This window comes from Chryseobacterium sp. CS2K3, assembly GCF_059515185.1.
Map to the genome: position 1 here is coordinate 410340 of NZ_JCAKRW010000004.1, position 21733 is coordinate 432072.

26 protein-coding genes and 1 pseudogene are annotated in these 21733 nt (G+C 34.0%); 20 read left to right on the plus strand and 7 right to left on the minus strand.

What is annotated here, in order from left to right; genetic code table 11:
• The first annotated feature begins 269 nt into the window (after positions 1-269).
• The 5 genes from AC5YGG_RS09310 to AC5YGG_RS09330 all read left to right on the plus strand — a co-directional run bounded on the left by AC5YGG_RS09310 (position 270) and on the right by AC5YGG_RS09330 (position 5085).
• Positions 270-875: a SatD family protein gene (locus AC5YGG_RS09310; protein WP_496144235.1), complete on the plus strand. Its 606-nt coding sequence runs from the start codon at positions 270-272 to the stop codon at positions 873-875.
• A 2-nt stretch (positions 876-877) separates the two neighbouring features.
• Entirely contained in the window at positions 878-1573 is a 696-nt protein-coding gene (locus AC5YGG_RS09315) for a DUF3307 domain-containing protein (protein ID WP_496144236.1), read from the plus strand.
• 36 nt (positions 1574-1609) lie between these two features.
• Complete coding sequence (gene purC / locus AC5YGG_RS09320; protein ID WP_065394483.1) at positions 1610-2332, plus strand: phosphoribosylaminoimidazolesuccinocarboxamide synthase; 723 nt, start codon at positions 1610-1612, stop codon at positions 2330-2332.
• A gap of 134 nt (positions 2333-2466) precedes the next feature.
• A complete protein-coding gene (purF, locus tag AC5YGG_RS09325; protein WP_496144237.1) occupies positions 2467-3966 on the plus strand; it encodes an amidophosphoribosyltransferase in 1500 nt (499 codons plus the stop codon).
• A 171-nt stretch (positions 3967-4137) separates the two neighbouring features.
• On the plus strand, positions 4138-5085 hold the full coding sequence (locus tag AC5YGG_RS09330) for a glycerophosphodiester phosphodiesterase family protein (RefSeq protein WP_496144238.1): 948 nt from the start codon (positions 4138-4140) through the stop codon (positions 5083-5085).
• 120 nt (positions 5086-5205) lie between these two features.
• On the opposite strand, the gene AC5YGG_RS09335 is transcribed toward AC5YGG_RS09330, so the two are convergent.
• From AC5YGG_RS09335 to aroB, 5 genes are all read right to left on the minus strand, one after another.
• The gene (locus AC5YGG_RS09335) at positions 5206-5895 is read right to left on the minus strand and encodes a porin family protein (RefSeq protein ID WP_496144239.1); all 690 of its coding nucleotides are present in this window, start codon (positions 5893-5895) and stop codon (positions 5206-5208) included.
• A gap of 310 nt (positions 5896-6205) precedes the next feature.
• A complete protein-coding gene (locus AC5YGG_RS09340) occupies positions 6206-6925 on the minus strand; it encodes a porin family protein (protein WP_496144240.1) in 720 nt (239 codons plus the stop codon).
• A 325-nt stretch (positions 6926-7250) separates the two neighbouring features.
• On the minus strand, positions 7251-7838 hold the full coding sequence (locus AC5YGG_RS09345; RefSeq protein ID WP_496144241.1) for a porin family protein: 588 nt from the start codon (positions 7836-7838) through the stop codon (positions 7251-7253).
• Positions 7839-8095: 257 nt separating this feature from the next.
• Positions 8096-8725 carry a porin family protein gene (locus AC5YGG_RS09350; protein ID WP_496144242.1) on the minus strand — a complete coding sequence of 210 codons (630 nt, stop codon included), beginning with the start codon at positions 8723-8725 and terminating at the stop codon, positions 8096-8098.
• A gap of 253 nt (positions 8726-8978) precedes the next feature.
• Positions 8979-10025, minus strand: coding sequence for a 3-dehydroquinate synthase (gene aroB / locus AC5YGG_RS09355; RefSeq protein ID WP_496144243.1), 1047 nt, complete (start codon positions 10023-10025; stop codon positions 8979-8981).
• Between the two features lie 102 nt (positions 10026-10127).
• On the opposite strand from aroB, the gene AC5YGG_RS09360 reads away from it, so the two are divergent.
• On the plus strand, positions 10128-11309 hold the full coding sequence (locus tag AC5YGG_RS09360) for a pseudouridine synthase (protein WP_496144244.1): 1182 nt from the start codon (positions 10128-10130) through the stop codon (positions 11307-11309).
• A gap of 165 nt (positions 11310-11474) precedes the next feature.
• Here AC5YGG_RS09360 and pncA read toward each other — a convergent pair whose 3' ends face one another.
• A complete protein-coding gene (gene pncA / locus AC5YGG_RS09365) occupies positions 11475-12080 on the minus strand; it encodes a bifunctional nicotinamidase/pyrazinamidase (protein WP_496144245.1) in 606 nt (201 codons plus the stop codon).
• Between the two features lie 248 nt (positions 12081-12328).
• On the opposite strand from pncA, the gene AC5YGG_RS09370 reads away from it, so the two are divergent.
• The 5 genes from AC5YGG_RS09370 to AC5YGG_RS09390 all read left to right on the plus strand — a co-directional run bounded on the left by AC5YGG_RS09370 (position 12329) and on the right by AC5YGG_RS09390 (position 15626).
• The gene (locus AC5YGG_RS09370) at positions 12329-13471 is read left to right on the plus strand and encodes a DEAD/DEAH box helicase (protein ID WP_496144246.1); all 1143 of its coding nucleotides are present in this window, start codon (positions 12329-12331) and stop codon (positions 13469-13471) included.
• A 193-nt stretch (positions 13472-13664) separates the two neighbouring features.
• Positions 13665-14201 (plus strand): YfiT family bacillithiol transferase, encoded by a 537-nt coding sequence (locus tag AC5YGG_RS09375; RefSeq protein ID WP_496144247.1) that lies wholly within the window; start codon positions 13665-13667, stop codon positions 14199-14201.
• Positions 14195-14656, plus strand: coding sequence for a DUF1569 domain-containing protein (locus tag AC5YGG_RS09380; protein WP_496144248.1), 462 nt, complete (start codon positions 14195-14197; stop codon positions 14654-14656). The genes AC5YGG_RS09375 and AC5YGG_RS09380 overlap by 7 nt, the downstream gene beginning before the upstream one ends.
• Entirely contained in the window at positions 14653-15030 is a 378-nt protein-coding gene (ytxJ, locus tag AC5YGG_RS09385; RefSeq protein ID WP_496144249.1) for a bacillithiol system redox-active protein YtxJ, read from the plus strand. Before AC5YGG_RS09380 ends, ytxJ begins: the two co-directional genes overlap by 4 nt.
• Entirely contained in the window at positions 15030-15626 is a 597-nt protein-coding gene (locus tag AC5YGG_RS09390) for a Crp/Fnr family transcriptional regulator (RefSeq protein WP_065394471.1), read from the plus strand. The genes ytxJ and AC5YGG_RS09390 overlap by 1 nt, the downstream gene beginning before the upstream one ends.
• A gap of 74 nt (positions 15627-15700) precedes the next feature.
• Here the strand turns inward: AC5YGG_RS09390 and AC5YGG_RS09395 are convergent, their stop codons facing one another.
• Complete coding sequence (locus AC5YGG_RS09395; RefSeq protein ID WP_496144250.1) at positions 15701-17119, minus strand: aminotransferase-like domain-containing protein; 1419 nt, start codon at positions 17117-17119, stop codon at positions 15701-15703.
• A 95-nt stretch (positions 17120-17214) separates the two neighbouring features.
• Between AC5YGG_RS09395 and AC5YGG_RS09400 the strand changes: the two genes are divergently transcribed.
• From AC5YGG_RS09400 to AC5YGG_RS09440, 9 genes and pseudogenes are all read left to right on the plus strand, one after another.
• Positions 17215-18099 carry a DMT family transporter gene (locus AC5YGG_RS09400; protein ID WP_496144251.1) on the plus strand — a complete coding sequence of 295 codons (885 nt, stop codon included), beginning with the start codon at positions 17215-17217 and terminating at the stop codon, positions 18097-18099.
• Between the two features lie 86 nt (positions 18100-18185).
• Complete coding sequence (locus tag AC5YGG_RS09405; protein ID WP_496144252.1) at positions 18186-18422, plus strand: hypothetical protein; 237 nt, start codon at positions 18186-18188, stop codon at positions 18420-18422.
• 310 nt (positions 18423-18732) lie between these two features.
• Positions 18733-19329 (plus strand): Crp/Fnr family transcriptional regulator, encoded by a 597-nt coding sequence (locus AC5YGG_RS09410; RefSeq protein ID WP_496144253.1) that lies wholly within the window; start codon positions 18733-18735, stop codon positions 19327-19329.
• Positions 19330-19454: 125 nt separating this feature from the next.
• A pseudogene (locus AC5YGG_RS09415) lies at positions 19455-19685 on the plus strand (Crp/Fnr family transcriptional regulator); the annotation flags it as partial.
• Positions 19686-19760: 75 nt separating this feature from the next.
• Complete coding sequence (locus tag AC5YGG_RS09420) at positions 19761-19985, plus strand: Crp/Fnr family transcriptional regulator (protein ID WP_496144273.1); 225 nt, start codon at positions 19761-19763, stop codon at positions 19983-19985.
• Between the two features lie 210 nt (positions 19986-20195).
• On the plus strand, positions 20196-20333 hold the full coding sequence (locus AC5YGG_RS09425) for a hypothetical protein (RefSeq protein WP_496144254.1): 138 nt from the start codon (positions 20196-20198) through the stop codon (positions 20331-20333).
• Positions 20334-20382: 49 nt separating this feature from the next.
• Entirely contained in the window at positions 20383-20970 is a 588-nt protein-coding gene (locus AC5YGG_RS09430; protein WP_496144255.1) for a YciE/YciF ferroxidase family protein, read from the plus strand.
• A 48-nt stretch (positions 20971-21018) separates the two neighbouring features.
• Positions 21019-21336, plus strand: a complete 318-nt coding sequence (locus tag AC5YGG_RS09435) for a hypothetical protein (RefSeq protein ID WP_496144256.1) — start codon at positions 21019-21021, stop codon at positions 21334-21336.
• A 13-nt stretch (positions 21337-21349) separates the two neighbouring features.
• Positions 21350-21730 (plus strand): hypothetical protein, encoded by a 381-nt coding sequence (locus AC5YGG_RS09440; RefSeq protein ID WP_496144257.1) that lies wholly within the window; start codon positions 21350-21352, stop codon positions 21728-21730.
• The last annotated feature ends 3 nt before the right edge of the window (positions 21731-21733 follow it).

A 21733-nucleotide genomic window follows, 5' to 3' on the forward strand; every position in this document is an offset into this window, starting at 1 on the left:
AAGCCAATAGCAGGAAAGGAATTGAGCGAGAAGTATGAACTGATAGCAGGAAACAGCTCATAAAAACAAGAATCATTACAAAAGTTGAGTTAATTTCAATTCATCATTAAAGTTTTTCATTCTACTTTACTTTTTCATGTTTAACATAACCTCTTAAAAACCTTATGATTACTACAAAATTGATATAAGCATATTCGCTAATAATCAATATCTATAAGTGTTTTTGCTTATATTTTTTATATATAAGTAATTATGCTTATATTTGCAGTATGATAGCGGTCATTACCGGTGATATTATAAATTCACAACATGCAGATACTGAAGTTTGGATCACCAAGCTGAAAAATCTTCTCGAAAATTGGGGAAGCGCTCCTCATACATGGGAAATTTACAGAGGTGATGAATTTCAGTTCAAATGTAGTATAGACTCTGTCTTCTGGCATTTTCTTGCCATTAAATCTCTCATTAAAAGTCAGGAAAACCTGGATGTAAGGATTGCTATAGGTATCGGGGAAGAAAGTTTCTCATCAGAGAAGATCACCGAATCTAATGGAACAGCTTATGTAAATTCTGGAAGACTTCTAAATGATCTTAAAAATGACGGACATACCGTTGCGATCAAAACCTCTAACGATGCTGTAGACAGGGATCTGAATATCCTTTTAAAATGGTCATCTAAAGATTTTGACAACTGGACAATGGCTACATCAGAAATCATTCACGAAATGATTATGAACCAGGATATTACCCAGGAGGATCTTGCTAAAAGATTTGCTATTTCACAGTCTTCTATCAGCCAGAGACTGAAACGGGCTAATTATGAGCTCATCGTGGAAACCAATCAGTATTTCAGAAAGAAAATTTCAGAACTATAAGCATGATCTTTATTAAACTCATATTGGCACATCTACTCGGAGATTTTATACTTCAGCCAAATTCATGGGTTGCGGATAAGGAGAACTATAAACTGAAAAGTAAATTTTTATACCTTCATGTTCTGATTCACACCGTTTTAAGCTTAATTTTCCTTTGGGATTTAAAACTTTGGTGGGTAGCTGCATTAGTGGGAATTTCTCATTTCATTATTGATCTGGCAAAACTTAGTTTTCAAAATGTAAAAACCAAAAAAAGATGGTTTTTTATAGATCAGCTGCTGCATGTTTTAGTCATCAGCGGGATATCTTTTTATTTCGGAGAATTTACATTCGACTTTTTAAAAAATCAGGAATTTTTAAAAATAATAATGGCTGCATTGTTTCTTACAACACCCGCTTCCATTTTTATTAAGATCCTATTATCATCATGGACACCAGCTCCGGATGGTCCTAACAATATCCAAACCGAATCTTTATCAAGTGCCGGAAAATATATCGGAATTTTAGAACGTCTTCTTGTTTTTACCTTTATAATGGTAAATCACTGGGAAGGCGTAGGTTTCATGGTTGCTGCCAAATCTGTTTTCAGGTTCAGCGACCTTGCACAGGCAAAACAGAGAAAACTTACGGAATATGTATTAATTGGTACATTGCTAAGTTTTGGGCTGGCTGTCTTAACAGGAATAATAATAAAGTAAATCAATAAATCTAACTACAATTTAGAAAGTAAAATTATGAGTCAAAAGAAAGAAATGTTGTACGAGGGGAAAGCGAAACAAGTATTTGCTACCGATAATCCTGATGAAGTAGTAGTACGTTTCAAAGACGATGCTACAGCATTTAACGCTCAAAAGAAAGGTCAGGTTGATCTGAAAGGAGAGATGAATAACGCCATCACAACCCTTATCTTTGAATACTTAAATGAAAAAGGAATCAAAACTCATTTCATCAAACAATTGGACGAAAGAGAACAATTGGTAAGAAAAGTATCTATCATTCCTCTAGAAATGGTTGTGAGAAACTATTCTGCAGGAAGTATGGCACAAAGATTAGGCGTGGAAGAAGGAATCAAATCTCCAGTAACGATCTTCGATATCTGCTACAAAAAAGACGAATTGGGAGATCCGCTTATCAATGATCACCACGCTGTTTTCTTAGGAGCTGCTACTTACGAAGAACTTGACGAAATGTATGAATTAACGTCTGATATCAACGAAATCCTTATCGATTTATTCGACAAGATCAATATCATCTTAGTAGACTTTAAAATCGAATTAGGAAAAACTTCAGACGGCGAAATCATCCTTGCTGACGAAATTTCTCCGGATACTTGCAGACTTTGGGACAAAGATACCATGAAGAAGCTTGATAAAGACAGATTCAGAAGAGACTTAGGTGAAGTAACTGAAGCATATGTTGAGATCTATAACCGTCTTAAAAATCTTTTAGGGAAATAAGATACCAGATGTCAGATATCAGATGTTGACACTGAAAATACTTTGTTAGTTAAAACAAAATTACAATTTGAAGTTAGCTTTTAGTCTGAAATCTGAAATCTGACTTCTAAGATCTACAATTAGAAAAAATAGAAATGAAAAGTTTAGACATTCATAAAAGTGAATATTTAAAACAGTTTGAAAACCAGGTTTACGGAAGAAATCTTTTCAGAACTCAGGAAGAGGAAAGATTAGATGCACCTAACGAAGAATGTGGTATTTTCGGCTTATATTCAGACGATGATCTGGATACCTTCTCCCTTTCACAGTTCGGGCTTTTTGCATTACAGCACAGAGGTCAGGAAGCCTGTGGTATTTCCGTTTTAAAGGATGGAAGAATCACAAACATGAAAGATGAAGGATTGGTTTTAGATGTTTATAAAGACATTCAGGAACCTGAAACTTTTATGGGAAATTCTGCAATCGGACATACCCGATATACCACTGCAGGAGATAAAAAGAAATATAACTTCCAGCCATTTTTCGCGAAAAACGAATATGACCAGATTATACTTTCTATAGCACACAATGGTAACCTTACCAATGCGAAAGAATTAAAAGCAGAATTAGAAGCTGAAGGCGTTGTTTTCAGAGCAACTTCCGATTCTGAAGTAATCCTTAGACTGATCCAGAAAAACCTTGATTTGGGACTTCGTGGTGCCATCAAAGCTACAATGGAGAAGATTGAAGGTGCCTATTCCGTAGTGGGAATGACCAGAAATAAATTCTTTGCCTTTAGAGACTTTAACGGTATCCGTCCGTTAGTTTTAGGAGCAATTAATGAAAACTCTTATGTTGTTGCTTCAGAATCTGTAGCATTAGACGCTGTAGGAGCTCAGTATGTACGTGATATTCTTCCGGGAGAGATCATATACACCAATGAAAATGAACCTGGAAAACTTCATTCTTATATGATGGATGAAGCCAAAGGAAAACAGAGAATCTGCTCTTTTGAATACATTTATTTCGCAAGACCTGACTCTACTTTAGAGAACATCAACGTTTACGAAATCAGAGAAAAATCAGGAGAAAAAATCTGGGAACAGGCACCGATAGAAGCCGATTTAGTAATTGGAGTTCCAGATTCAGGAGTTCCGGCTGCCATTGGTTTCTCAAAAGCTTCAGGAATACCGTTCCGTCCGGTTTTGATCAAGAACAGATATATCGGAAGAAGTTTTATCGTTCCTACACAGGAAATGAGAGAAAGAGTAGTAAACTTAAAGCTGAACCCGATCATTTCAGAGATGAAAGATAAAAAAGTAGTGATCATAGATGACTCTATCGTTCGTGGAACTACTTCTAAAAGATTGGTTAAAATTCTTAAAGATGCAGGCGTTAAGGAAATTCACTTCAGAAGTGTTTCTCCACCCATTATCGCTCCATGTTATTTAGGAATTGATACCCCTTCAAAAGACGATCTGATCTCAGCCAATATGTCTACAGAAGAGCTTAAAAACTATCTTGGGGTAGATTCCTTAGAGTTCTTAAGCATCGATAACCTTAAAGAAATTTTAGGATCTTCAAACCACTGCTTCGGATGCTTTACAGAAGAATATCCGGTAGGAAAAGGAGAGGAGGTAGAATTATTCAATTAATATTGATCATAATTACATACAATAGAGAGTCAGATTTCATATCTGGCTCTTTTTGTTATAGCTAATATTGTCATAAAGCCTGTGAATACTGGAAAATGTAGCATAAAGTTAATATTTCCGTATCATAAAAAAATAAGTAAAATTTTAATTTTATCAGGTTAAAACAAACATATGAAGCACGCTTTTTTGACAGGAGCTTTCCTGGTATTTACACAATTTTATCACAGTCAGTCTTTTGATAATCAAGCTCATCGTGGTGGGAAATCTCTATATCCTGAGAATACAATTCCGGCAATGAAAAATGCTTTAAAAATGAATGTCACCACCTTGGAAATGGATCTGGCAATCACAAAAGATAAAAAAGTAATTCTTTCTCACGATGCCTTTCTTTCCCCGGAATTAGTTACCAAACCCGATGGAAGCTATATTCCAAAAGATTCAGGTTTTTACTATAAAATTTACGAAATGCCGTATGAGAAAATTAAGACATTTGATGTAGGATTAAAAAAGCTTAATAACTATCCGGATCAAAAGAAAATGAAAGCCCAAAAGCCTCTATTCTCAGATGTTATTGTTGCTTGTGAATCCTTTGCCCGGGAACTTAAAAGACCTTTGCCTTTTTACAATATAGAAACAAAAACACGCCCTTTCTCTGATAATATTTTTCACCCAGAACCTGAAGAGTTTGTAGATCTGATGATGAAAATTATTATTAAAAAAGGAATTCAGAATAGAGTCATTATTCAGTCATTTGATCCGAGAACATTAGAAATTGTTCATAAAGATTATCCTAAAATAATGACTGCATTATTAGTAGAAAAAGTAGATGATAAAAAACTGGCACAGCAGCAATATCACTTTAAAAATGTTCCTTTAGAGCAATTTAAACTATATCCTAATCATATGAATGGGGTTGCAGAAGATATGAAATTCTTAAGTTTTACACCCACTATTTATAGCCCTGAACATACACTTGTAAATCCACAACTTGTACAAGAATGCCACGCGTTAGGAATGAAAGTTATTCCATGGACTGTTAATACCAAAGAAAGGTTGAAAGAATTAAAAGAAATAGGAATAGACGGTGTTATCACGGATGATCCTAGAATATTTGAATAAAGAATCATAATGTTTTTGCTGCCCTATAATCAAAACCATAAATAGCCGGAAGAAAATTTTCCGGCTATTTTATAAATGCACATACATGCACTTGGAGTTAAAAAATTGGTTTATTTTTAATTAGAACTTATAGTTCAGACCTAATTGGAATACTCTGTTGTTGTTTTCCGCAGCTGGTCTGCTTTTATCGATCTTTGTCAAGCTATTCGTATATCTTGCGTTGATTCCGATATTGTTCGTGATATCATATCCTAAACCAAGTCCTAAACCGAAGTTGAATTTATTGATCTGATCTTTGTCAATATCTTCAGAGTGAGACTGGGTAGTAGTCGTTGTAATACCACCTGTTGTAGTTGTTCTTGTTATATCACCTTTGTTTTTACCATTGATGAAATAGCTGAATTCAGGACCCGCTTCTACATAAAACTTATCCGTTGGTCTCATTTGTACCATTAAAGGAACAGAGATATAGTTCATTGTTACTTTATCCTGTACTTTTACATTTCCATTTTCAATAGGAGAATTAGAGATCACATCTCTTGCTCCCATTTGGTTATATAAAACCTCCGGTTGGATGCTGAATTGTTTAGAAACAGGAATGTTCACGAATGCACCAGCGTGGAATCCTAGCTTTTGGCTGTTCATTCCAAATTTTTGTGCACTGAAGTAAGCAGAGTTACCTCCGGCTTTAATACCGAATCTTACAGGTTGAACGTCTTTTTTAAGAGGTGATGTATTTACAGTTGTTGATTCCTGAGCGAAAGCTAATGTACCTGCAGTTAATGCAAGTCCTAAAAATAACTTCTTCATAATTTTATTTTTAATTTTACTATTTGCACTATAATTTGCAAAATGCTTGCCAAACTCAATAAATCCCGATAAACAGGGGTTTTATGATTGTTTTCGGTGTTTTAAAAATAACTACTTACCTTTATTATCTTTGAAATATTTCAATATATATTGAATATTTACAATAAATTTTCTGTTAAATATATTCAGTGTGATAAATTTTATTAAAAAGAAATAAGATCAATTTAAATCATGCTTTATCTATCCGAATCCATAGTAATAAAAATACCGGATCATAAAATCCGGTATTCCTTGAAAAGAATAAATATTTCTATTTAAATTTATAAGCTACCCCGATCTGAAGTGCATTATTTCTTTCTTTATAATCCGAATCATTGTTCTTTATTACATTCGTAATGCCAGCTGTAAACCTTGCTGTTACCCCAAATTTTGGAGTAAAATAATATCCGGCACCTACACCTAAACCAAAGTTGAATCTATTATAAAAATCCATTACTAGTTTATTAGAAAAACTTTCACGATATGTACTGCTTTGACTGCCGGATCTTTGTTCAACAGACATATCTCCTTTTGATTTTCCTCCTATTAACAATCCAAATTCTGGACCTGCTTCTACATAAAGCTGAGGAAGAATATTATACTGAACCATAATCGGAAGTATAAGATAATTGAAATTTGTTGTAAAATCAACATCACGTCTATAGATCGTTCCTTCGGATGCATATCTGTATCTTTCCTCTGATTTTGAACCAAGCTGACTAAAAAGAAGCTCAGGCTGAATGCTGAATTTCTGAGCTACTGGAATATTTACAAATACTCCTGCATGGAAACCCGGCTTTAATCTATCATCATTATTTTGCTCTTCGTTATAACTGCCATAATTGTAATGATCTATATCAGTTCGGGTAAGAGTAGATGCATTGAAACCTCCCTTAACTCCAAAAGAAATCGGTGAAGAAGATGGTGCTTTTTCCTGTGCACTCAATAAAAGGGTTCCTATAAATGCTAATCCTGCAAGTAATTTTTTCATGGTAAGTTTAAATTAATGATCATACAGCAGCAAATCCTCAGCCAAATAGATAAAAATGATAAAAGTCATATAAACGCGAAAAAGTCAGACTTAACGAGTAAACCTGACTTTTTCTATTGAAATCAAAATGTATTAATTTTTTAAAGATGTATACATCTTTACTATAAGATCTGAATGTAAAAATTATAATAAATAGAATTGATATTCAGACCAAAATATAACAGGCAAATTTCTTGCCAAAAATTTCAAAATCGGATAAAGAAATAAAAAACCGGATTAAATGAATAATCCGGTTTGTAAATTGTTATTAAATCTTAAGCTAAGCTTAGAATTTATATGCTAATCCAACTTGGAATGCACCATTTTTAGAAGTATCAGCTCCGCTAGGTCTGTTTTTTGCAATGTCTGTTAAACCAGCTACGTATCTTACATTAACACCGATGTTTGGAGTAAAGTAGTATCCGGCACCTAATCCAAGAGCGAAATCAAACCCTTTTGTGTAATCTTTTACATCTAATGAGCTAGATCCATTTTTAAATTTAGAGCTTACCAAGAAACTGAATTGAGGACCTGCTTCTAAATAAAGGTTAGGAAGAGCATTATACTGGAACATTACCGGTACTGCGATATAATCTAAGTTTAATTTAGTATCTGAATTATAATCATCTTTAGCTCCCATACCGCTATATAAAACTTCCGGCTGAACAGAGAAATCCTGTGCTACTGGAATATTAGCGAATAAACCACCGTAGAAACCTGCTTTAGATTTCATTCCGTCACCTGAAAGTGTAGATACGTTAAGACCAGCCTTTAAACCGAATCTAACTGGAGATGAAGCTGTATTATTAGAAGTTTTTTGTGCAAAAGTGAAAGTACCTGCTACTAAAGCTAGGCCTAAAAAAATCTTTTTCATAAGTATTTATTTAATAGTTTTTAAGTTTTATTTAACACTTTCTATGTTATCAAATATTATGCCAAGAAAAATAATGATATCTCAGCTCTTTTTATTTTATATAATAAATCATGTATTCAGGGTGATAAACGCGGTTATTAATTCTTATTAAAAAAGGTGTATTGGTATTAACATATTTTTAAGTTTTTACATAAAAAAAAGACCAGACATCATCTGATCTTTTATTGAATATAAAATTTGCTAGTGAATGTTGGGGCTTATTTAAATTTATAAGCTAATCCTACCTGGAATACATTGTTTCTTACAGCATCAGATCCATTAGGTCTGTTTTTCGCGATATCTGTTAAACCTGCCACATATCTAGCTGTAATTCCTAAGTTTGGAGTGAAATAGTATCCTGCACCAAGACCAATACCAAAGTTGAATGTGTTGAAATTATCTTTGTAGTTGTCTGATGTAGTAGAATCTCCGTTTGATTCATTTTTAAGTTTGTTCTTTGCACTTACCATGAAACCAAATTCTGGTCCTGCTTCTAAATAAAGATTGGGAAGAGCATTATACTGGAACATTACCGGTACTGCGATATAATCTAATTTTGTAGAAGCTGAATATTTAGTTCCAAGTGCTGTAAAGTCTGATTTGTTACCATATTGAGAATATAGTACCTCCGGCTGGATGCTGAATGATGTTGCTACTGGAATGTTGGCAAATACACCTGCATTAAATCCAATTTTAGATTTTTGATCATCTAAACCGCTATCTTTTGAAAGTGAAGATACATTCATACCACCTTTTACCCCAAATGTTACCGGATTAGAAGAAGTTGTCTGTTGAGCGAACGCTAACGTGCTTGCAGTTACTGCTAATCCTAAAATTAACTTTTTCATAACTTTAAATTTTTAATTTTTACTCTTTCTTAATTTTAAATTTTACTACTTGTTCACATTTCTGATGAACGCTGGAGATCTTTCAAATTGCTTGCCAAAAATATTTTTCATGATTAAAATCAATAAAAAAACCACTATATCTATGTGGTTTTTAATTTAATTCGTTGAATTTTAAATGTTTGAAATTTTAATTAAACATTTGTTTAGAAATAATCTAAATTGACAATTTTGTTAAAATTACCCGTTAATTTGTCTAAGCATCATTCAATTTTCTGTAAAAAGATAAAGATTCAAGGATATTTTTTTGACTGCATTGATGATCATAGGTACATGAACCAATAGCTGAAAGAAGGGAGAAGTTTATTTTACTGTCTGTATTCTTTTTATCATTTAAAAGTAAAGCAGTAATATCTTCATCACTAAAATCACTGATATCCAAATAAGGATAATATCTCTGTATGTTTTCAATAATAACCTTAGAGTCATCTTCTGAGATAAGATTTTCAAGGTAAGCAAGATGAGCTTCTGCAATCATTCCCATTGCAACGGCTTCTCCATGCAGAATTGGATTTCCTTGTTGTAAGCACAAACTTTCAACGGCATGTCCTATCGTATGTCCAAAATTTAATGTTTTTCTGATATTACTTTCATGAAAGTCTTTTTCAACAACATCCTGCTTTATATCCATAGAAGTCTGGATATGCGGGGTAACTGCTTCTACATCAAGCTTATGAATTTGCGTCAACTGATTCCAATGGTTTTTATCAGCAATCAATCCATGTTTCAACATTTCTGCAAAGCCGCTTCTTAATTCTTTGAAAGGAAGGGTTTCTAAAAATTTAGGATAAATAAAAATCTGTTCAGGAAAAGCAAAAGTTCCTACCATATTCTTATAATGCATTAAATCTATTCCGGTTTTTCCACCAATAGAAGCATCACACATGGACAGAAGGGTAGTAGGGATATTAATGAAATGAATACCTCTTTTATAAGTAGAAGCTACAAATCCTCCCATATCTGTAATCACACCGCCACCAAGATTGATAACCAATGCTTTTCTGTCTGCCTGCATTTCTGTAAGAATTTCCCAAAGCTGATTAGCTGTCTGAATATTCTTCATTTCCTCTCCAGCTTCAATCTCCAGAATTTCAAACCCAAGATCTGTTTCCATGTTTCCTAAAAGAACGGGAAGACAGTATTCATGAGTGTTTTCATCCACTAATATAAAAATTTTACTGAATGATTTTTCGTGAAGAAAATCGTTGAGCTGAGAAAAATTATCGTTTAATATTGTTATCATCTTAGTTTATATATAAAGTTAAAAACGTAAACTATATTGCAAAGTTATGATTCTTAATTTTTAACTCATAACTAAATTACTATCTTTGCAGAAATTTTTAGAATGAGCAGAGATAATAATAATTCAGACAGACCAAAGAGACCAAGAATTTCAACCAAGAAAAGTTCTGATGATTCTCGTGCTTCCAGATCTGGAAATTCTTCAGGATCAAAACCTTTTAAAAAACCTTTCTCTAAAGATGGAGACAGAAAAGGTCCAGAACACAGAGGATCCAATTCAAAATTTGAAAAGAAACCGTTCAAGAAAAATACCGGAAGTTTTGATAGCTCCAATGATGATTTTGAATCAAAATCTGATAGAAAACCTTATATCACGAATAAAAGTGAGAGCTATGAGAAGAAATCTTTTGGTAAACCTAAAAGAGGTGGGAAAAATTTCGATACCAGAGATAAGTACGAAAGAGGTAGCTTAAAGTATGGTAGAAGACCATCTAACGGAGATGATAGAAGTGAGGACAAGACAAGATCTTTTGTACAAAAGAGAAGATTGAATAAAATCGAAAAAGATGTTCATAAAGACAGCATCCGTCTTAATAAGTATATTGCTAACTCCGGAATCTGCAGCAGAAGAGAGGCTGATGAATTGATCACTCAAGGGCTTGTAGAGGTAAACGGAAAAGTAGTAACTGAAATGGGATATCAGGTACAGAAAACCGACAGAGTAGTTTTTGACGGACAAAGTATTACTCCGGAAAAACCTGTTTATGTACTTCTGAATAAACCAAAAGGTTATATTTCAACAACAAAAGATGACAAAGCGAGAAAAACTGTAATGGATCTTGTAGCAAATGCTTCTCCTTACAGACTTTTCCCGGTAGGAAGACTGGATCGTTCTACAACAGGAGTTATTTTGTTGACTAATGACGGACACATGACTAAAAAGTTGACACACCCATCTTTTGATGCCAGAAAGATCTATCATGTGACACTGGATAAGAAGTTAACAGGTGAGGACTTACGTCTTATTGCTGAAGGTATTCGTTTAGATGAGGGATTGGCTGTAGTAGATCAGATTTCTTATATTGAAGGTAAGCCTAAGAATGAAATCGGTATTGAGATTCACATTGGATGGAACCGTGTTATCAGAAGAATTTTCCAAAGATTAGGATATGAAGTAGAATCTTTAGATAGAGTAATGTTTGCCGGATTGACGAAGAAGAATATTAAAAGAGGACACTGGAGAATCCTTTCCGAACTGGAAGTGAATAACCTTAAAATGCTTTAATATAAAAACTTGAATTTTTCAGGTTCAGGATTATACATTTTTAAGTTATAAAAATATAAAGACGTTGATGATTTCAGCGTCTTTTGTTTTTTGTAATGATCAAGAAAAAGCACAGAAGTAATTATCTGTGCTTTTATATACTTATATACTATTCTATTTTATAGCTTATCCTAATACGGTTACTCCTTTTTCAATCATTTCATAAATTGCATCTCTTCCGTTATCCGGCTTTACGTTTACTGCACGGGTTCCGTTGAAGTGAAGACAGGTAACATATCCGTTTGCCACAGCATCTAAGGCTGTAAACTTCACACAATAATCCATTGCTAATCCTACGATTTCAACCAACTGGATATCGTGGTATTTCAAGAAATCATCCAATCCGGTCTTCATGAAGTGATTATTGTCCTGAAATCCGCTGTAGCTGTCTATTTCAAGGTTTTTACCTTTTTGAATCACATGAGTTACTTTGCTCTGGTTAAGATCTTTATGGAATTCTGCTCCGAAAGTTCCCTGAATACAGTGATCTGGCCACATAAATTGCGGAACACCATTAAGAATAATACTTTCTCCTACTTTTCTGCCATTGCTGCTGGCAAAACTTTTATGTCCTACAGGATGCCAGTCCTGTGTTAAAACTATCTGATCATATTCATTTTCCTCCATCAGAAGGTTAATATATGGAATAATTTCATTTGCTCCTGGAACTGCAAGGGCTCCATCTTCACAAAAATCATTCTGTACATCGACTATTATTAACGCTTTTTTCATATTTTGATTTCTCGAATTTTTGATAAATTTACAAAACTAACAGGCAAAAATTTGTCCAAAACTTAATTATCGGACAAATCGGCAAAAAAATAAAAGCCGGAAGCCTGAAGAAAGAAGCAGGAAATTACTTTTAGTGATACAACGACGAACTGTCAGCTTAAAGAGTGTCTCAATATTGTTATTACTTCTTTCTTCCCTCATCCAGCTTCCAGCCTTTTAGCGTATCTTTGCACAAATAAATATTTTTTATGTCATTTGAATCTTTAGGATTATCACACAATATCATTCGTTCTGTTAAAAAATTAGGCTACTTAAAGCCATTTCCAATTCAGGAGCAGGCTGTACCGGTTATTTTACAAGGTAAAGATCTGATGGGGATTGCACAGACTGGTTCTGGGAAAACGGCTTGTTTTGTAATGCCTATTTTAGAGAAATTACAGAATTCGGAAGTGAAAAAAGGACGTAATATTCAGGTTTTAATCCTGGTGCCTACCCGGGAATTGGCAATTCAGATCGATGAAGTTTTTAAAGCTTTTACGGATAATCTGAAGCGTGAAATCCGTACCATGGCTGTTTATGGCGGTGTTTCCATTAATCCGCAGATGAAGGGAATGTTTGGTGTGGAAGTTCTTATAGCTACTCCAGGGCGTCTGTTGGATCTTATTGATCATAATGCATTGAGTATTTCCGGAATTCAACATTTGGTAATTGATGAAGCAGATAAAATGTTTCAGCTAGGTTTTGGAGAGGAAATGAATAAGCTTTTTGCTTTAATGCCTGTAGTAAAACAAACCACTTTATTTTCGGCAACGTTAAATGATAAAGTTTCCGAAATGAAGGAGCGTTTATCCATTAATCCTGTCATTGTTGAAATTAAGAAAGAAGAAGTTGAAATTGACAATATTGAACAATTAGCTTATCATGTGGCACCTGAAAATAAGGGACCTTTCCTCCGTTATCTGATCAAAGAAAAGAAAGTGGAGAAAGCTTTGATTTTCGTTTCATCTACCAGGTCGGCAGATAATCTGGTTGAAAAGCTAAAGAAAAATAAAATTAAGGCGGTAGCTATTCACAGCCAAAAATCACAAGGTGCCCGTAGGAATAATCTTGAAGAATTTAAATCGAACGGAGCACAGATTTTAGTGGCTACGGATTTAATTGGTAGAGGAATACATATTGATTTCCTTCCTTGTGTTATCAATTATGAATTGCCCCGCTCACCGCTGGATTATATTCACCGTATTGGAAGAACAGGACGTGCTAACGAAAAAGGAACTGCCATTAGTATTTTAACTGATGATGAATTACAGCATTTCAGAGTAATTCAAAAGAAAATGGGTAAAAAAGTACCTTTACAGAGAACGGAGGACATTAATTTACATGGTTATTAATATCAGCTGCAATAAATATGAGAGCTTTAATCAAATACGATTGAAGCTTTTTTATTGATAATAAGAGAATACAACAATTAATACTTTTTTCATATTAAATTTGTTGAATTTTAATAAATTTACCACGCTATTTTGTCCTTAAACAAACTGATTGGACAATTCGGTAGCATTTAAAAAATTAAAAGCCAAACCAATGAGCGATTTAGAAAAAAAGAAATTTCCGATAGGACAATTTGAAACGCCTGTAAATATTTGTGATACAACTTTGGATACTTATATCAAAGTCATAAAAGATTTTCCCGGCAGATTGAAAAACCTCATTGAACATTTTACAGATGAACAACTGGATACTCCTTACAGAGAGGGAGGATGGACGGTAAGACAGCTTGTAAACCACCTTTCCGACAGTCATATGAACAGTTTTATCCGTTTTAAACTTGCTCTTACAGAGGATAACCCAACAATAAAACCTTATGATGAGGCAAAATGGGCAGAACTTCAGGATAGTTTTCACATGCCTGTAAAACCTGCTATGAGAATGCTTAAAGGAACTCATCAGCGATGGACCACACTTCTTAAAAGTCTTACTAATAAACAATTTGAGAGAACATTCCATCATCCTGAGCATAATAAAAATTACGATCTTAGAGAAAGTCTTGCTTTATATGTATGGCATTGTAACCATCATTTTGCACATATTGAAAATCTGAAGAAAGAAAAGGGTTGGTAAAGAAAAGCCTTAATGATCCGAGATATTTTGGGGAAATTATAAACAGGATTTCCAAATTAACTGAAAACAGTTCTGCAAAATGGGGAAGAATGAATGTTTGTCAGATGTTAAAGCATTGTGATCTAGTTCTTCAGGTGGCATTGCAGGAAGTTGAGCTTCCCTCTATAAACATCCTTCTTAAAGGAGTCGGAATTCTTACTAAGCAGGAAATGTATGTTTTCAATAACGGAATTCCCAGAAATATGCCTACTTTTCAAAAACTAATCGTTAATTTTGAGTGTGATTTCGATGAATCAAAAACCAATCTACTGAAAACATTGATAAAATTCCGGGCTGCCTGTGAAAATAAGGCATTGCCAGACCATCATCAATTATTCGGAAACATGACTGAAAAAGACTGGGAATTTTTAGAATATAAACATCTTGATCATCATTTAAAACAATTTAATGTATGAGTTTTTTTGATAAAATATTCGGTGGAAACAATGAAACCCCTGATCAAAAATCTTTTTGGAAAAATATTGAAAAAGAGGAGGATCTGGAAAAAGCAATTGAGCTTTCTTACCAACATAAAATAGCTATTTTTAAGCATTCAACAAGCTGCTTCATCAGCAGAACTGTATTGAAGAACTTTGAAAAAGAGGTGGATGGTTCTGATAAAAAGCCGGAGCTTTATTTCCTTGATTTACTAGCTCACAGACCTATTTCCAATAAAATTGCTGAAGATCTTGGAATAAGACATGAAAGCCCGCAGCTAATCGTTATAGAAAATGGAAAACCTATTAATAGTGCATCGCACCAGGATATTTCTTTAAGCCAGATTGTATAATGAAGAATATTAATGATTATTTAGCCAAGGTTCTTAATGTTCCCATTCAAAGTGTTAACGCCTGCAGTCTGCATTATGAAGTAAAGAAAATACCTAAAAATCAATTTCTACTTCAATATGGAGAAATATGCAGACATATATTCTTTGTTGAAAGAGGACTGTTGAAAATGTATTCCATTGATAAAAACGGAAAGGAACATATTATACAGTTTGCCCCTGAAAGCTGGCTGATCTCGGACCGAAGCAGCCTTTATTTCAATGAAAAATCCAATTATTATATTGAAGCGGTAGAAGATTCAGAAGTATTATTTTTACATCCTGACTTTTTTAATAAGCTGGTAGAACAGTTCCCAAACAGTATTGAAAGAAGTGATTTTCTGCTTCAAAAGCATATCAGAAGCCTTCAAAACAGGATCAATTCTCTATTGGGAGAAACTGCTGAAGAGCGATATATGAAATTCATTAAAATGTATCCGGATTTATTATTGAGGGTTCCACAATGGATGATTGCATCTTATCTGGGGATCACTCCTGAAAGTTTGAGCCGTGTCAGAAAAGAATTGGCAAGGAAAAATTTCATTCCGGATAATAAATAAGGTTTGAAGCTGAAAGAGGGAAGATGGTGTTTTTTTGAATACTAATACCTTCTGTCTTTCAGCTTCGATCTTTCTTATTGTAAATATATTTTTTTAGCAAGCTGCCCGACCAGTTTAAGTTTAGATTGTGTTTCTTCTGACCAGGGAAGCCCGATACAAAGTCTCATACAATTTTCAAACTGCTCCTGAAAAGTAAACATTCTTCCGGGGGCAATACTTATGTTTTGCTTAATAGCAAGGTCATAAAGTTCCGTAGTACGTATTTTTTTATCAAATTCTACCCAAAGAGATAAGCCTCCTTGCGGGCGACTGGTTTTAGTGCCTTCCGGGAAGAATTCAGCAATGGTCTGTACGTAATTCTGATAATTATTTTGCAGCGTTTTTCGGAGTTGCTGAAGGTGTTTTTCGTATTTTCCGGATTTTATAAAATTAGCAACAGCTTCATTAACAATGGAAATAGACGAAGTGGAATGCAGAAGCTTAAGTTTTAATATCTTATCCTTGTATTTCCCGGGAGCAATCCATCCTACACGATATCCGGGAGCCAATGTTTTGGAAATGGAGCTACAATAGAGCACGCTTCCATCTTTATCGAAAGATTTACAACATTTGGGTCTGCTTCCAAAATAAAGATCTCCATATACATCATCTTCGATAAGAGGTATATTGTTTTCTGAAAGAATTTTTACTACTTCTTTTTTATTTTCGTCAGGCATGCAGCTTCCCAGCGGTGAATTAAAATTTGGGATGAGCAGACACAGATCAATTTGTGGAATCAGCTTTTTTAAAGCTTCAATTTCTATTCCTGTAGTGGGGTGAGTAGGAAGCTCCAAGACTTTTAAGCCTAATCCGTTGGCTAATTGCAATATCCCAGGATAGCATGGGCTTTCAATAGCAATGGTATCACCTGGTTTGCCGAGAGCCATAAGGCAGAATGATAAAGCGTTCATTCCACCATTTGTTGTGATCAAATCATTCTCATTGATATTTCCTCCCCATTGCAATGAGCGTACAGCGATCATCCTTCTCAATTTAAGATTTCCCTGAAGTTCTTCATACTCAGTGCCGCCTTCCTTCAATTCTCGTATGGCATGTACAATCTCTTTTTTTAGTTTTGCCTGAGGCAAAAGATCTCCTGATGGAATTCCAATGGAAAAAAAGGTAATATCCTTTCGTCCCATATTTTCATATACTTTACTGATCAATTCATCGGGTTCATCATTATTTGCGATTAAAGAAGGTCGGCTTACGTCAGGCAATGGTAACTTTACAGACAATAACTGGCTTACAAAATAACCGGATTGTGGTTTTGATTCTACCAAAGACAATGATTCCAGCTCAAGAAAAACACGTTTTGCAGTATTCATACTTACCTGATGTTCATTGCATAACATTCTTACAGAAGGAAGCTTGTCGCCCGCCTTTAAAACTCCATTTTTGATCTGAGCAGCAATACCGTCTGCAATCTCTGTATATAAAAATTCCTTACTCATTTTTATTAACTGTGTTCATGCAAATATACAAAACTGATACTGTGCTTATTGAATTTTCCTCTTTAATTTTGAGCATTAATCTAAACTTATATAAAATGATGACAGATACAATTTCAAAAGACCAGACTATTAACGGATGGATCAATGGTTTCATAGGGGTATTGCTTTTCAGTGGCTCTATGCCTGCTACCAAGCTTGCTGTGATGGAAATGGATCCTATATTTGCCACGGTAGCGCGTGCTGTAATAGCTGGAATTCTGGCACTCTCGGTCTTATTAGTATATAAGGAAAAGCGTCCGGCAAAAAATCAGATACTTTCCTTAGCGCTGGTTTCCATAGGCTGTGTCATTGGGTTTCCTTTGCTTTCTTCATTAGCATTACAATACCTTACCTCTGCACATTCTATTGTATTTTTAGGTTTACTTCCTCTCGCTACAGCTATTTTTGGAGTTTTCCGTGGTGGGGAAAAGCCTCATCCTGTATTTTGGTTTTTCTCAGTAATAGGAAGTCTTTTAGTGATAGGATATGCTTTTTCTCAAGGTATTTCAGCATCGCCGGTAGGGGATATCTTAATGCTTTTGGCAATTACTCTATGCGGATTAGGATATGCGGAAGGAGCTAAACTTTCTAAAACATTAGGCGGATGGCAGGTCATCTCATGGGCTCTCGTTTTGTCTTTACCAATAATGCTTCCGTTATTTTTTATTTACTTTCCTCAAAATTTTGAAACTATAAGTTTTAAAGGATGGTTTGGTTTAGGCTATATTTCTCTGTTTAGCATGTTTATCGGATTTATTTTCTGGTATAAAGGTTTAGCACAGGGCGGAATTACTTCAGTAGGGCAGCTTCAGCTATTACAACCGTTCTTTGGGCTTGCCTTGGCGGCATACCTTCTTCATGAGCAGGTAAGTATAGGAATGCTTGGGATAACCATCGGAGTTATTTTGTGTGTTGCAGGAACTAAAAAGTTTGCAAAATAATTATAAATAAAACATTATGACTTAAGTCATAAAAAAGCGATATATAATAATATACCTTTGAATACACACATTATAAATATATTATTATGAAATTCACCATGTTAATAATGCTTATTGGACTTTTGACCATAGGCTGCAAAAAAGAACCAAGAACGGAAAGACCTTTAACTACAGATAGTATTATTGCGGATACCATGAGAACAGATACTGTGCCTCATATTGCACCTGCTCCAATGCCTTCTGATTCAATACGTACTGACAGCCTATCATCGCCAAAAAATAAAGATACAATAGGGGTCAAGCGGAAAACCTCTAAAAAATAACAACCCATACCATAGATTTTAAAACCCATTTTTTTCTTATGAAGAAATGGGTTTTTTCTATTTTATCAAAACATACTTCCTTAAGTATTCTGATTTTAAACATTTATTAATTAAAACGATATATTTTTATTGATATTTTTTAAATAATATTCATTTTAATTAAAAATGTTAATTATAAATACATTATTTAACTTTATTTAACTTTTGAAAAAGGCTATAAGGTTTAATATTTGCATTCATATAAAAGTCAGTTCCCAATGATATTTTACTAAGAAGAAAGGAAGAAGAAACATCACTAAAAACAGCTATTATGGTTATTGACGAAAACATTTTACTTTCAGCGGGAGCGGAAATGAAAGATTATAAACCTACAGAAACAATTTTCTGCGAAGGCGATTCTCCCCATTATTATTATCAGATTGTAACAGGAGAGGTAAAACTCAACAATTACAATGAAGAGGGTAAAGAATTTATACAGAATATTCTATCAAACGGACAAAGCTGTGGAGAATCTATTCTTTTTATAGAGAAACCTTATCCTATGAATGCTGAGGCAATGACAGAATGCAGTATTCTTCGCCTCCATAAAACAGCCTTTTTCAAATTACTCAACAAGGATCCCAAATTATGTTTGGAAGTCAGTAGTTTTTTATCTCAAAGGCTTTATTATAAATTTGTTATGATGCTGAATATTTCATCACAAAATCCAACGATAAGGTTGAAAGGTTTAATGGATTATCTTAAAAGCTTTCAGGAAGATGAAAGTCCTTATTCTTTTATGATCCCTTTAACCAGACAGCAGATGGCGAGCCTTACCGGTCTTTGTGTAGAAACTGCAATAAGGACCATAAAGCAAATGGAAAAACAGAGAATTGTTAGAATTGAAAATCGTAAAATTTTATATTAATATTAAGTTTTATGATTTTTCAATAGTTTTTCTTTAAAATTATGAAAACTATAAGCTGCATGAATATTGATAAAGATCTTCTGTACTCTTTTGGTGCTGAAGATAGAACCTAAAAAAAACGGGAATCTGTTTTTAAGAAAGGAGATCATGTAGTTTATTTTTTTCAGATAAAAAAAGGAAAGGTTAAACTAAACAATTACAGTGAGGAAGGTAAGGAGTTTATCCATAATATTCTTGGAAGAAACCAAAGTTTTGGTGACGCTTTACTTTTTCTCAATCATCATTACCCCATCAATGCTATTTGTCTTGAAGAATCTGAAATCATAAAGATGACAAAAGATAATTTTATGGAGATGATCCGTAAAAATCCTAACCTTTCTCTCGAAGTGACCGCCTGCTTTTCTCAGGAAATTTTTTACAAGCTTAAAATGATGCAAAGTATTGCCTCAGAAAATCCTGTACAACGGTTAAAAGGGGTACTTGATTACCTTAAAAGTTATCATGACGAAGATTGTAATCATTGCTTTCCTATAGAATTTACCAGACAGCAGATTGCCAATTTGGTAGGGCTCCGGGTGGAAACAGTGATCAGAGCATTAAAAAAGATGAAAAAAGAAGGTAGTATAGCATTTAAAGACAGAAAAATTTTATATTAATAATTGCTAACATGACTCAGGTCATAAAAAAGTGAATTATTCAGGCGTATATTTGATATATAATCTTCAGTACAATTCTTAAAACCTTAGTAAAAGGTACAAAAAGCAATTCGCTTTTATGTCAAATTGAAATTACCGACAAATCCGTTGCCGTCTAATATTAGTCACGGGCTGGAATGCATCACTTAATATGAATATAAAAAATTAATTATGAACACTAGAAATTCAAGAAACCGCAGCTCAAGAAGACATTCTTACTCACCGGAAATCTGGAAGGCAATTCAGGGAGATAGGGGTTCGAAGGCAGACGTTATTCATAATTCTTTTTCCATGATTACCTTTTTATGAATATTATGTAAAGAGGTAATCTTTTCAACATTAAACACCACATCACATCATGGCAAATAAAATCCTAGAAAACAACAGCGCTGTTTCGGCAGTAAAGAAACCAACGACAGGTAAAGCGACAAGGAACGAAGAAGAAATGAAAAATTCACCACTTCACAAATTTTTCGTCAATGCACTTAAAGATATTTATTATGCTGAAAATGCAATCCTTGAAGCATTGGAAAAAATGCAGGAAGCTGCTACCGCTGAAGATCTGAAAGATTCTTTTGAAGATCATCACCTTCAGACTCAGAAGCATATTAAACGTCTGGAAAAAGTTTTCCATTTAATTGATGAAACTCCTGAAAAGAAAGAATGTAAAGCTATTAAAGGCATTATAGAAGAAGGAGAAGAAGTCATTAAATCTACAGAAGAAGGCTCTTCCACAAGAGATGCAGGATTGATTATCGCGGCACAAAAGGTAGAACATTATGAAATCGCAACGTATGGCGGGCTGGCTCAACTTGCCATCACGATGGGACATGATAAAGCCGCTGATTTGCTGGAAAGAACCCTTCAGGAAGAAGAAGATACCGATTACCAGCTTACGGAAATTGCAGAAACTTCCATCAATTTTGATGCAGAACAAGAAAACTAAATCTATGCAGTAAGCCATACAGCATGCTCTGTATGGCTTATTTTAACTATGAATTCAAGATATATGGACTGCCAGAAAATAATAAAAACGCTGAAACACAAAGACTTCATAAAAATAGCAAACAATGGAGAATGGTTTGAAGACGGAGCCGCAATTTATGCCAAAGAAATAACCGAGAATATATTTCTATTATTTATCATCCTGAAAGATATCAATATAGAAAATATACAGGCACTCATTGCTCATTTTGACTGTTTCAGCAGCATAGGATTAAAAGAACCGGAACAGATCATGTTCTATTTATCCATTAAAGACAAAGAAGATCTTCATTATTTTGAGCAGTACTTAAAGACAACCAATAACTAATAACTTTTTATATATGGTATTTGAAAACGACACTTTACAACATTCAGGGATGAATGATAAGAATAATGCGATGGAAAATGAATCTTTATTTCCTGTCATTATTAATTCGTATGGAGTTACAGCTTTTCTGATAAAATCTTTGGAAAAGATTAAAAAAAATGCACAATGTGAAAATCTTAAGAAAGTTATAGATACTTATATAGAAGAATATATTTTGAATATCCGTGAATTTCACATCCAAAACAAAATGGATAAGCCAGATATGGATACCGAAATAAAAATTGAAGCGCCCTACTTTACTTTATATGCTAAAACAGCTTATTACAAAGTATTAAAAGAGGAAGAATGTATTAGTAAGCTCCTTACTATACTTGAGAAAGGAAATAAAGCTTAGCAG